Genomic DNA, 12,054 nt, shown 5'->3' on the forward strand with positions numbered 1-12,054 from the left:
TTTGTGAAATCGACGTCTATCGGCGGAAATCGGCCAGGCGAATGAAATTTTTTACTTTTATTGCCGACAATTAGCCGTAAGATTCGTGAGACGGCAAACGATTCCGGAGGCTGGGGCTAGCTTCTTCGATGTTGACGAGGCCAACGACACATAATCATCTGGCCGAAAGGGTCCGACGGCTCTTCGGCACGGCGCCGTGCCGCCTGCAGGTTGCCGCCCTGCCTTGGCGCGACACGGGAGACGGCGTCGAGATCATGCTGATCACCAGCCGCGATACGGGTCGATGGGTGTTGCCCAAGGGCTGGCCCGAGGCCAGGGAGCCGCTCTGCGAGGCCGCGGCGCGCGAAGCCGGCGAGGAGGCCGGGCTGCGCGGTCGTGTCTCTCATCTTGAAGCCGGCCGTTACTTCTACGCCAAGGTACTGGCTTCCGGCGAAGAAGTGCCGTGCGAGGTCCTGGTGTTTCCGCTGCATGTCGACAAAGTCGCGGACCGCTGGAAGGAAAAACACTCACGCACCCGCAAATGGGTCCGCGCAAGCGAAGCGGTGCGCATGGTCAACGAACCCGACCTTTGCCAGATCATCGCCTATTTCTGCGCCGACCCGCACAGCTTCTCCTGACGGGCGGCCACACCGCGCTCTTTGCAAAACGGGACTGGCTTGCAAGGGCTGGACATGCGTTGCCGCGTATCGACATGAATGCTTTGCTAAGGAATCAAGGATAGGATTCGGCAGCTCTGGTATTTTTGATCGATGGCGAATCCCGCAAATCCAATTCCAAACGAGTCCGACGAGCCCCAGCGCGAGCGTCGTCCGCGCGTGCTCAAGGGCGGGTCGATCATCACCGGAATTTCGAATTCGGAAGTGGGCTGCACGCTGCGCAATCAGCACGACGGCGGCGCCGAACTGAAGATACCGCTCGAAGCCCGGGTCCCAGATCGCTTCCTTCTCTATGTGCCGCTCGACGGCATTGCCTATCGTTGCGAGGTCCGCTGGCGACGCAACGACCGTATCGGGGTGCAGTTCACCGGCACCGAGCCAAAACCCCGGCTGCATTACGGCTGACGCCCGGGCAAGCTTGCGCGCGGAAAATCGTGATCCGCGCCTGCATTCTATCCCCGTTATCCACATATGTGACACACAAGATGTTGGGGTCACAAAAGCTACGCAAACGAATCCTTGACGGCGCAAAACGAGTCGCCTTTTATAGGCCATGCGCTCCTGTTGAGAGTGCGACCGGAAAGTTCTGAGCCCGGTCTTTTTCCCGGATTATGTGCGTTTTGCTCGCATTTCCGCCTGTTTACGAGGCCGGCGGAAGCGTTGGAATTGTGGGGCGGTTGGGGTCGATAGGGACAATTGTCGGGCTTGAATAAATTGTCTGTTAATACTATATTTAGTGTTTGCAGGTAGGGTCGACGCTAGATAGTGTGAATTTCGCTCGACCGAGGGAATCGGAAAAAATCAGTTTTGAGGGACCCGTGGGTTCGTCGACGTGTTGGACAGGTACTTCGCAAGGAGTTTGACCAGCAGGGCCGGCGGAGGCTGCGAAATGGAGAGCCGGCCGTTTTCGAACGCCGGCAGACGGCGGACATGCGTGTTTCGCATCGGGGGCAGAAATCCCTGGGGAAAAGCGCTATATATAGACAAAAGGGACCGGACCAATGCGCATCGAGCGTCGTTTCACCAAGCCAGGACAGTCTGCCTATGCGGAGATCGAATTCCGCAAGGCGCTTTCGGAGATCAAGAATCCGGATGGCTCGGTGGTCTTCCGCTTGGACAATATCGACGTGCCGGCGCAGTTCTCCCAAGTTGCAGCCGATATCCTGGCGCAGAAATATTTCCGCAAGGCCGGTGTGCCGGCGTGCCTGAAGAAGATCGAAGAGAACGACGTCCCCTCCTTCCTGTGGCGCTCCGTAGCCGATGAGGCGGAACTGGCGAAGCTGCCGGAAGCCGAGCGCTACGGCTCCGAGATCGACGCCCGCCAGGTCTTCGACCGGCTTGCCGGCACCTGGACTTACTGGGGCTGGAAAGGCGGCTACTTCAAGGGGTCGGAGGAAGACGCGCGCGCCTTCCGCGACGAGCTTGCCTACATGCTGGCCACCCAGCGCGTCGCGCCGAACTCGCCGCAATGGTTCAACACCGGCCTGCACTGGGCCTATGGCATTGACGGCCCGAGCCAGGGCCACTTCTATGTCGACCCGTTCACCGGCAAGCTGACCAAGTCGAAATCCTCCTACGAGCATCCGCAGCCGCATGCCTGCTTCATCCAGGGCGTACAGGACGACCTCGTCAACGAGGGCGGCATCATGGACCTGTGGGTGCGTGAAGCGCGCCTGTTCAAATACGGCTCCGGCACCGGCTCCAACTTCTCGCTGCTGCGCGGCGAAGGCGAAAAACTGTCCGGCGGCGGCCGCTCGTCGGGCCTGATGAGCTTCCTCAAGATCGGCGACCGTGCGGCGGGCGCCATCAAGTCGGGCGGCACCACGCGCCGCGCCGCCAAAATGGTCATTGTCGACGCCGACCACCCCGATATCGAGGAATTCATCGACTGGAAGGTCAATGAAGAGCAGAAGGTCGCCTCGCTGGTGACCGGCTCGAAGATCGTCAAGAAGCATCTCGAAGCGATCATGAAGGCCTGCGTCAACTGCGAAGGCAATGGCGACGACTGCTTCGACCCGTCGATCAACTCCGCGCTGAAGCGCGAGATCAAGGCGGCCAAGAAATCCGCCGTGCCGGAGAACTACATCTACCGCGTCATCCAGTTCGCCAAGCAGGGCTATAGCTCGATGTCGTTCAAGACCTACGACACCGACTGGGATTCGGATGCCTACCTCACGGTTTCGGGCCAGAACTCCAACAATTCGGTGTCGCTGAAGGACAATTTCCTGCGCGCCGTCGAGGACGATGCCGACTGGCACCTGACCGCCCGCAAGGACGGCAAGGTGATGAAAACGCTGAAGGCCAGGGATATCTGGGAAAAGATCGGTTACGCCGCCTGGGCGTCGGCCGATCCGGGCCTGCATTTCAACACCACGATGAACGACTGGCACACCTGCGCTTCCGCTGGTGCGATCCGGGCGTCCAACCCGTGCTCGGAGTACATGTTCCTCGACGACACGGCCTGCAATCTCGCCTCGATCAATCTGCTGCCCTACCGCAACGCCGACGGCACGATCGACATCGCAGCCTACGAGCACACGGTGCGGCTGTGGACCATCGTTCTCGAAATCTCGGTCATGATGGCGCAGTTCCCGTCGAAGGAGATCGCCAAGCAGTCCTACGAATACCGCACGCTCGGCCTCGGCTATGCCAATATCGGCGGCCTGCTGATGACGTCGGGCATTCCCTACGACTCCGATGAAGGCCGCGCGATCTGCGCCGCACTCACCGCGATCATGACCGGCATGGCCTATGCCACCTCGGCCGAGATGGCCGGCGAGCTCGGCGCCTTCGCCGACTACGACCGCAATGCGCAGAACATGCTGCGCGTCATGCGCAACCATCGCCGTGCCGCCTATGGCGAGAAGCAGGGCTACGAGAAGCTCGCCGTCAATCCGGTGCCGCTGGTCGCTTCCGACCTGAAGCAGCAGGACCTTGCTACCCACGCTAAGGCCGCCTGGGACCGCGCCATCGAACTCGGCGAGGAGCATGGCTACCGCAACGCGCAGGCGACCGTGATTGCGCCGACCGGCACGATCGGTCTGGTCATGGATTGCGACACCACCGGCATCGAGCCCGACTTCGCGCTGGTGAAGTTCAAGAAACTGGCCGGCGGCGGCTATTTCAAAATCATCAACCGCGCCGTGCCGGAAGCGCTGCGCACGCTCGGCTACTCCGAAGCCCAGATCGCCGAGATGGAGGCCTATGCGGTCGGCCACGGCAACCTCAACCAGGCGCCGGCCATCAACCCCGGCGCGCTCAAGGCCAAGGGTTTCACCGACGACAAGATCGCGGCGCTCAACGCAGCCTTGAAGTCGGCCTTCGACATCAAGTTCGTCTTCAACCAGTGGACGCTCGGCGCCGACTGGGTGAAGGAGACGTTCGGCTTCACCGACGAGCAGCTCAACGACTTCTCGTTCGAGATCCTGCCGGCGCTGGGCTTCTCCCGCAAAGACATCGAGGCCGCCAACATCCATGTCTGCGGTGCGATGACGCTGGAAGGCGCGCCCTTCCTCAAGGCCGAACACCTGGCGGTGTTCGACTGCGCCAGCCCGTGCGGCAAGATCGGCAAGCGCTCGCTTTCGATCAACAGCCACATCCAGATGATGGCGGCGGCACAGCCCTTCATTTCCGGCGCCATCTCGAAGACCATCAACATGCCCAACGACGCGACGGTGGAAGACGCCAAGGGCGCCTACATGCTGTCGTGGAAGCTGGCGCTGAAGGCCAACGCGCTCTACCGCGACGGCTCGAAACTGTCGCAGCCGCTCAATTCCTCGCTGCTCGCCGATGGCGAGGACGACGAGGATGATGCCGTCGAGCAGCTGCTCGCCGCACCTGCGGCAGCACGTGCCGCACAGATCACCGAGCGGATCGTCGAGCGCATCATCGAGCGCGTGTCGCGCGAGCAGGAAAAGCTGCCCGGCCGCCGCAAGGGTTACACGCAGAAGGCCAAGATCGGTGGCAACACCATCTTCCTGCGCACCGGCGAATATGACGATGGCCGTCTCGGCGAGATCTTCATCGACATGAACAAGGAAGGCGCGACCTTGCGTGGCCTTCTCAACAACTTCGCCATCGCCATTTCGCTCGGCCTGCAGTACGGCGTGCCACTCGACGAATATGTGCACGCCTTCACCTTCACCAAGTTCGAGCCGGCCGGCATGGTGCAGGGCAATGACGCCATCAAGAGCGCGACGTCGATCCTCGACTACGTGTTCCGCGAGCTGGCGATCTCCTATCTCGGGCGCAACGATCTCGCTCATGTCGACCAGTCGGACTTTTCCAACACCGCACTTGGCCGCGGCATCAGCGAAGGCAAGACGGATGCGGTCTCCAAGGGCCTGACCCGCGGCGCCTCGCCGGTGAAGCTGGTGTCGCGCGTCAGCGGCAACGATCCGAAAGGCTTTGCGGCTCCCTCGGGCACCCCTGCCCGCTCAGTGCCGACCGCCTTCTCCGGCTCCAACGTGCTGGCCCTGAAACCGGCCAGCGACGAAGCGGTCGCCTACAAGCGCGACTATGAGGAGCGGGCGAAGGAACTGGCCGAGGACATCGCCTTCGAGGAAGCGGCTGCTTCCGACGCCACGGCGGGATTGTTCACCGATGCCGCGGCCGTTGAGGCGGCCGAAGCCAAGAAACTCGCCAACGACCGCCGTGCAAGATCCCTGCTCCAGGGCTACACCGGCAATTCCTGCTCCGAGTGCCAGAATTTCACCATGGTGCGGAATGGGACCTGTGAGAAGTGCGATACGTGTGGTTCGACGAGCGGGTGCAGCTGAGGTTTAGTGCCACCTCGGCTTACAGTTCGCGAGATCATTCGCCTGCTGGAGGCCGACGGCTGGTATCTGGTTGCAACCAAGGGCAGCCATCGCCAATATAAGCATGAAGTCAAAGCCGGCCGCGTCACCGTGGCTGGCAAGCCGTCTGAAGAGGTTGCACAGGGAACACTGAACAGCATCCTCAAGCAGTCAGGTTTGAAGGAGTGATGACATGCGTTACGCGGTGGTGATTGAAAAAGCAGGAAGTAATTTCTCTGCCTATGTGCCGGACCTACCCGGCTGCATCGCGACAGGTGCCACTGTGCCTGAAGTGGAAACCGAGATCCGCGATGCAATACGCTTTCACATCGAAGGTTTGCGAGCCGATGGGCTGGATGTGCCCAAGGGTGTCAGCCTCGCGGAATACGTAGAGGCGTAGAAGGCAATTCACTCAATCGGATCAGGCTCTGATCCCGCCTCCTATCTCTAAGGCAACACCTCCAGCGTCTGCTCGTCCTGCCTTATCAGCACGAACAGCACCTTGCGCCCCTCACCCGTGGGCACCTCGAAATACTGGATGCCGTCAGGCATTTCGCCGCAGGGCGGCTCGGGGATCTCATTGAGGTCGGCTACTGCTTTCAGTTCTTTCGCGTGGGCGGCGTCGGGGCTGAATGTGTAGCAATTGACGGCGGCAGGCGCGGCGCCCTCGGTGTAAGGCGTCGGATTCGATAACTTGTTTGCATCTGGCCATGCCTTCGGCCTGCCCAGATCAAAGCCTCTCAGCATGCCATCTCAGATGGTCGTCCATGAAGCTGGAGATGAAAAGATACGAGTGATCATATCCATCCTGCATCCGCAATTTTAGCGGAATACCCGCTTTGGCGCAGGCCGCCTCAAGCAGCCAGGGCCTCAGCCCGTCGTCAAGAAATCCATCCGACGTTCCCTGATCCACCAGAAATTCGGGGAAACGGTATCCGTCGTCGATGAGCGACGTCGCGTCACAGGTTCGCCACAAGGCCTCATCCTTGCCCAGATACTTCTCAAAGGCCGGTCTCGACCAGCCGGCGGTGCTTGGCTGGGCGATCGGGGCGAACGCCGAGCAGCTCTTGAAACGCTGCGGATTCTTCAAGGCAATCGTCAGCGCGCCATGCCCGCCCATCGAATGGCCGGAGATAGCCTGGCGCGCCATATCGGCTGGAAATTCAGCCGCGATGAGAGCTGGCAACTCCTCGGTGACATAGGAATACATACGATAGTTCTTCGCATAAGGTTCTTGCGTCGCATCGAGATAGAAGCCGGCGCCGGAGCCGAACTGCCAGTTGTCTTTTTCATCCGGAATGTCGGCCCCGCGCGGGCTGGTGTCGGGACAAACGACGATCAGGCCAAGCTCGGCGGCCATGCGCCTGTACTCGCCCTTGTCCATTACATTGGCGTGGGTGCACGTCAGGCCTGAGAGATACCACACAACGGGACAAGGCGCCTCCCGCGCCTGCGGAGGTATGAAAACGGCAAAAATCATGTCGCAACGGCAACTCGTCGACAAATGGGAATAGACGCCCTGCACGCCGCCATGGGCTTTCGTTTGAGAGATGATTTTCATGTGTTCTCCACGTTGCGGGTCGGATGACGGTCGCCCCCTACTGCCAACCAGCGGCAGCACTTGCGTCCTGCCATCCTATGGTTCTTGTGTCGACGGATCTCAGCGCGGAAAAAGAACCTCGCCCATGCCGAGCACTGCGTTATCCCCGCCATATTTGCGCGGTGCGCTCCCCAGAAGCGGCCGTTTCAAAATGCCCTCGGCGATCAGATGACGATCGATGATGGCGGCGAAAACGCTCTCGGGCGCGCCGCATTCGACGAAGCTCGGTGACATGCGTGCCGGCGCGCGATCGAGAAGGATCGAACCGCGACGCATCAAATAGCCGGGCATCTCGCCGGTGCCACCGGCCACCACCAGCGTGCCGGCGATCATGCGGCTGCCGGCAAGGTCGCCGGAGCCTTTCAGCACCGCGATCAGGCCGCGCCGCATGCGGTCCGCCGCGAAGGCGCCCGCCTTGCCCCTGACAATCAACACACCGCCGTTCATGCCGGCCAGTTCGCCCACGAGCGGCGCACCGAGGTGGTCGCCGGCATTGCCTGTTATCTCAAGCCTGCCGCCGCGCATGCCGGAGCCGGCGTATGGACCCGCATTGCCTTCGATCGTCAGCTTGCCGCCGCGCATAGCGCGCCCGGCCTGGGCGCCGGCATTGCCAACGATGCGAACCGACCCACCCCGCATGCCTTGCGCCACAAGGTCAAGGCGCGCGCTTCCGCCTTCGAACACGATGTTTGTCGGATCGCTGCCGGCGACGCGAAAAATGTCGCCCACCTTCGATCCGTGTTTCGACATGCCGATCTGGATTCTTTCGACGTCGCGCCTTTCGATCCCGGCCAGCCGCTCCGGCGTCAGCGGCGACAGGTCAAGGCGCTCCGGCGGCTCGGCAACCAGGGTGAAGGTCAGCGCCTTCATGGCAGCATATCCTTCAGCGAGTAGATGAATTTTCCGAGCTTGCCGCCGTAATTGCCGGCGCTGATCCGAACCGCGCCTCTTTTCGGTCCGAGCTCTATGACAGCCTTGATGCCGGCCTTCATCGCGGCGGCAACTGCATCATTGGTTTCACCATCGATGACGATTTCCAGGACGGCGTTGATGTCGGGACCGAGTTCACTCGCGACGACGCCGCGCAGCGTCGGCGCATAGGCTTCGTTGGCCGAGGCGATCATCCCTTTGTATTTGCCACCTATCTTGGAACCCGAACGGGCAATGCCGCCCGGAAACGGCACGATGGCGCCAGGCACCATGCCGATCGTACCGACCGCGGCCTCGGCAGCGGCCAAAGCGTTGGCGCTGCTTTGCGCCATGACAAAGAAATTGCCGCCACCGACAGCTTCCTTCGTCAGTCCGGTCGTTGCTTCGCACAGGAACTCGCCATCCATGACGGGAATACGCCAGAAATGCCTGTCGCCGATCTTCTTGGAGATTTGCCAGCCGTCGCCGAAATAACGCAGCGCCGAACCGAGCTTGAGCTCGGCGCTGCCCTGCAGCCCGGCAAAGCAGGCGGAACCCGGCGAGGTCAAAACGCACTGGCCGACACGATTGAGCAGTTGTTTCTGCAATTCGTCCGTTCCCATCGCGAAAATCATGACGCGGCAGCCCGGCCGGCCATCCGGTGTGGCCGATGGCGGCAGGTCGAGATCGATTGCCGCTTCGCAGCCGCAACCGATCACCGAGGTGGCGAAGCCGGTCATCGTGATCGCCGCCTGGCGAGCCCATTTCCGGCTCGGCGCGGTGATGACGATGGCGGTTGCGCGCATGCCGAAGGCTTCGGCGAAGGTATCGTCGATCGTCACCCCATTGACGCTCATGTTCGGCATGGCACCTCGCCGAATGGCTGTTCGCGCGCAATCGCGGAATCCGGAAAATTGAACCAGTCCAGCGACAGGCCGTAGCGCTGCTGGTGATAGTCCTCGAGCCGTCGCACCATTGCCTTGTCGACAGGTGGCTTGAGCCTCAATGCCTTGCCCCAGCGGTAATGGATGATTTCCCCGTCTTGCACGACGAGATCGCCATCCTTGAAAACATACGCCGCCTGTCCGAGCATTTTCGCGATATCGCGGTCCCTGCGATAGACAGCGATGTCGGCTATTGCACCGGCGCCGAGATGGCCTCGATCCGTCAAGCCGAGCAGCTTGGCCGGCGCCGCGCGCGTCATGATGGCGATTTCCTCGAACGTGTATTCGCGGTCGATTGCGGCCAGGGTAGAGAGCGCCAGGGCGGATCGTGAAAGTCCAGCGGTCATTTCGGCGCGCGCTTCCCGGCTCATCAGCAGTTCGAACAGCGCCGGATAAGCGGTAAAAGGTGCACCGTTGGGATGATCAGTGGTGAAGAACACACGCCAGGGATCGTCGATCAGGAGAAAAAGCTCGAGCCCGATCGCCCACTGCATCGTGCCGTAGAAGTCCTTGCCATAGCTGTAGGGCACGATGCCGCCGCCATTGCCGTCACCGTCATGAATGACGGTCTTTTTGGGGTGCGCGCTGCCACGCGCCGAAAACTGCCGCATGACGTCGGAGGAGACCGTGACCGTCTGGCCGAACATGACCTGGCCGATATCGATGGTGACTTCCGGCGTCGCGTTGACCAGTTCGGCAAGCCGTGCGGCGGCGGAAGAAAACCCGCGTTTTCCTTCCGTGCCATAGCCATAGAACTGGAGGTGGGCGAGATGCAGCGGCAGCCCATCCGCCGCTGCAATCGTCGCAGCCGCCGTATCCGCCGATCCGGGGCTGCCCAGATTGTTGCAATGGACATGCAGGGGATGCGGCAGGCCAAGACTGTCGACGGCGGCCTGCAGCGTCTTGACGATCTTGCGCGAACTGACGCCATAGGAAGGCACGACATCGTCCAGCGAGAAGGTGCGGACGTTCTCCTTGAAGGCGGCCGCCGCACCGGCGTTGATCACCTTGACCCCAAGCGCTCGCGTCGAAGCGACCGTCCAGGCGACATAGTCCTCGATCATCGTTCGGGGGGCGTCGTCGCGGATCATCGACAACAGGAAATCGTCATTGCCGAGAATGGCGAGGGTTGCTTTGTCGATGATCGGGATGTCAGCCAGTTCGAGATGCGTGTGAAGCGCCGCTCCCGGCGACATCGCCGGCTCGACCACCGTCGTAAAGCCCATCTTTGCGTAGAGGCAGCCGGTCTGGAACGTCGACCAGCCGGCATTGGAGAGCGGCGTCATTGCTGGCCGCGGCTGATGGGCGGCGTGCTGTTCGGGCAAGAGCAGCCGCGCGGTGTTCACATTGCCGCCGCCAATGTGGGAGTGGATGTCGATGGCGCCAGCCATCACGATGCAGCCGCTGGCTTCGATGATCCGGTCGGCCGCCCCTCCCGCCGGCGCCGGAACGATCTTGTCGTCCTTGATCCAGAGGTCGCCTTTGCCGAGACGGCCGTTGACGGGATCGATGATGTCGCCGCCGGCGATTTTCGTCAGCATGGCAGTGCCTCGGCGAAAGCATGGGTAGCGATCAGGCGGATGATCGTCGCGGCGGAGGGCAATTGCGAGGCAGCTTGCGCATCGATCGACCTGAGCGAGCCCGTGCGGCTGGAGTAGACAACCGCATCGTGATCGACCCCAGCCTCGCCGATGGCGATGGTGACCGCGGCGCCGGCAACCGGCTCTTGCGTTTTCGTCAACGCAATCAGCGCGATGCGGCGCTTTTTTTCCTTCGGTTGAGCCGTTGTGGCGGAGATCCGCAGGTGCAGGTCGGCTTCGCCGGCAGCGATCATGCGCGCCACATCGCAGCGCCAGGGATCGAATTCCGGGAAGCCGCGCGCAAAGCCGGTGCGCAGTGGAAAACCTGTCATCCAGGCCGAGGCGAGCGTGCTTCCCCAGCCGTTTTCGTTCGCCGGCAGATGAAGGCCGGATGCGCGCGATTTGCGATTGAGATCGGCGATCAGTCCTTGCAGCATCTCCAATGCCAAGCCTTCGGCGGCGTGGCCTGAAAACAGGAACACGGGGAAATGCGCGGCCGCCAGAGCTTTGGCGAAATCATTGAAATTCGACACCGGTTGCGATGTACGCTGCCCTTTGTACTGTGCCCGCAGTGCCGCTAGCGTGGCGGCGAGGCTGGCTTGGCCACAGGAAAGTTGCGTTGCCTTGCGCCCGCCGTTCAGCGGCGGCACAGACATCCCGTTTGGACCTACCACGAAGAACGCGCGCTGGTTCCCGGTCGAGAGGTCGGGAACCGTCCCGTCGAGTTCGCCAACAAGACCATGATGGATCCGCGGGAGCTCGCCCACGATCACCACGACATCGGCACGCCGGCGCGTCTCTCCGGGGGCGACGGTCATTGCCCCCTTGTCCGTAAAAAGCGCGGTCTCTCGGGCAAGTGCCGCGCCATCGGCATGGTCGTATGCCGCGCCAGCCCGCTCGGCCAGCGCGATCGCCGCCCTGGTGCCGTCTATATCCGTATCAAAGCTGAAAACCGGGCACCGACTTGACGACAATAGCGACGCGGCATGCGCAGCCGCGTGCTCAATCAGCGCTTCCCGGTTGCCGATCCAAGCAACCGCCATTCGCTAAACTACTTTCTGGTGCCGGCCCGATCCTAGACGAAACTGGATTGGCCGTGAACCCCACCTTGCAGCGGATCAGCGAATGTTTTCATACGCGTCAACAAATTCCGACCCTGCTTAGTCATATTTGACGTAAGCGAAGCGTTGATCGGTCAGCGGAGTGCCTTCCAGCGCCCCGCCTTCCTTGGCCGGCTGCCACTGAACAACATCCTCGATCTTTTTCGCCAACTCGAAATCCTTGTCGGTAATGCCTTTCGCCGCGTGGTTCGTCAGGCGCACCTCGACCCAGGCATAGGAGGCGGTGATATCGGGATGGTGCCACGCCGCCTCGGCGAGATGGCCAACCGTGTTGATGACCATGAGCGTCGATTTCCAGCTGTGGGTCTTGTATTTGCGCCGGATCCAGCCGTTTTCGTAACGCCATTTCGGCAGCTCCTTCTCAAGCCGATCGGCGATCTCGGCTTCCGAATAGACCTTTTCCTTGACTGTCTCGTTCATCTCGACCTCCGCGAATTGCTCGGTCTGT

12 protein-coding genes are annotated in these 12,054 nt (G+C 61.6%); 5 read left to right on the forward strand and 7 right to left on the reverse strand.

Annotated elements, in window-relative coordinates:
* Window positions 1-128 precede the first annotated feature (128 nt).
* The 5 genes from NKI69_RS04910 (at window position 129) to NKI69_RS04930 (ending at window position 5,852) form a co-directional block, all read left to right on the forward strand.
* Window positions 129-617, forward strand: coding sequence for an NUDIX hydrolase (locus NKI69_RS04910; protein WP_023810435.1), 489 nt, complete (start codon window positions 129-131; stop codon window positions 615-617).
* A 132-nt stretch (window positions 618-749) separates the two neighbouring features.
* A complete protein-coding gene (locus tag NKI69_RS04915) occupies window positions 750-1,061 on the forward strand; it encodes a PilZ domain-containing protein (protein WP_023810434.1) in 312 nt (103 codons plus the stop codon).
* A gap of 596 nt (window positions 1,062-1,657) precedes the next feature.
* Window positions 1,658-5,434, forward strand: a complete 3,777-nt coding sequence (locus NKI69_RS04920) for a vitamin B12-dependent ribonucleotide reductase (RefSeq protein WP_352720287.1) — start codon at window positions 1,658-1,660, stop codon at window positions 5,432-5,434.
* Between the two features lie 6 nt (window positions 5,435-5,440).
* Window positions 5,441-5,641 (forward strand): type II toxin-antitoxin system HicA family toxin, encoded by a 201-nt coding sequence (locus tag NKI69_RS04925; RefSeq protein ID WP_023810432.1) that lies wholly within the window; start codon window positions 5,441-5,443, stop codon window positions 5,639-5,641.
* A 4-nt stretch (window positions 5,642-5,645) separates the two neighbouring features.
* Window positions 5,646-5,852 (forward strand): type II toxin-antitoxin system HicB family antitoxin, encoded by a 207-nt coding sequence (locus tag NKI69_RS04930; protein ID WP_127293307.1) that lies wholly within the window; start codon window positions 5,646-5,648, stop codon window positions 5,850-5,852.
* Between the two features lie 47 nt (window positions 5,853-5,899).
* Here NKI69_RS04930 and NKI69_RS04935 read toward each other — a convergent pair whose 3' ends face one another.
* From NKI69_RS04935 to NKI69_RS04965, 7 genes are all read right to left on the reverse strand, one after another.
* Entirely contained in the window at window positions 5,900-6,199 is a 300-nt protein-coding gene (locus NKI69_RS04935) for a hypothetical protein (protein WP_352720289.1), read from the reverse strand.
* Window positions 6,183-7,013 carry an S-formylglutathione hydrolase gene (gene fghA / locus NKI69_RS04940; protein ID WP_128303338.1) on the reverse strand — a complete coding sequence of 277 codons (831 nt, stop codon included), beginning with the start codon at window positions 7,011-7,013 and terminating at the stop codon, window positions 6,183-6,185. The genes NKI69_RS04935 and fghA overlap by 17 nt, the downstream gene beginning before the upstream one ends.
* Window positions 7,014-7,112: 99 nt before the next feature.
* Window positions 7,113-7,922 (reverse strand): formylmethanofuran dehydrogenase subunit C, encoded by an 810-nt coding sequence (locus NKI69_RS04945; RefSeq protein ID WP_352720292.1) that lies wholly within the window; start codon window positions 7,920-7,922, stop codon window positions 7,113-7,115.
* Window positions 7,919-8,827, reverse strand: a complete 909-nt coding sequence (gene fhcD, locus NKI69_RS04950) for a formylmethanofuran--tetrahydromethanopterin N-formyltransferase (protein WP_352720294.1) — start codon at window positions 8,825-8,827, stop codon at window positions 7,919-7,921. The genes NKI69_RS04945 and fhcD overlap by 4 nt, the downstream gene beginning before the upstream one ends.
* A complete protein-coding gene (locus tag NKI69_RS04955) occupies window positions 8,815-10,446 on the reverse strand; it encodes a formylmethanofuran dehydrogenase subunit A (RefSeq protein WP_352552633.1) in 1,632 nt (543 codons plus the stop codon). Before NKI69_RS04955 ends, fhcD begins: the two co-directional genes overlap by 13 nt.
* Window positions 10,440-11,528: a tungsten formylmethanofuran dehydrogenase gene (locus NKI69_RS04960; RefSeq protein WP_352720296.1), complete on the reverse strand. Its 1,089-nt coding sequence runs from the start codon at window positions 11,526-11,528 to the stop codon at window positions 10,440-10,442. Before NKI69_RS04960 ends, NKI69_RS04955 begins: the two co-directional genes overlap by 7 nt.
* Window positions 11,529-11,645: 117 nt before the next feature.
* Window positions 11,646-12,026, reverse strand: a complete 381-nt coding sequence (locus NKI69_RS04965) for a 4a-hydroxytetrahydrobiopterin dehydratase (RefSeq protein WP_013532029.1) — start codon at window positions 12,024-12,026, stop codon at window positions 11,646-11,648.
* Between the last annotated feature and the right edge of the window lie 28 nt (window positions 12,027-12,054).

It is taken from the genome of Mesorhizobium sp. M0491 (assembly GCF_040321265.1).
GTDB lineage: Bacteria > Pseudomonadota > Alphaproteobacteria > Rhizobiales > Rhizobiaceae > Mesorhizobium.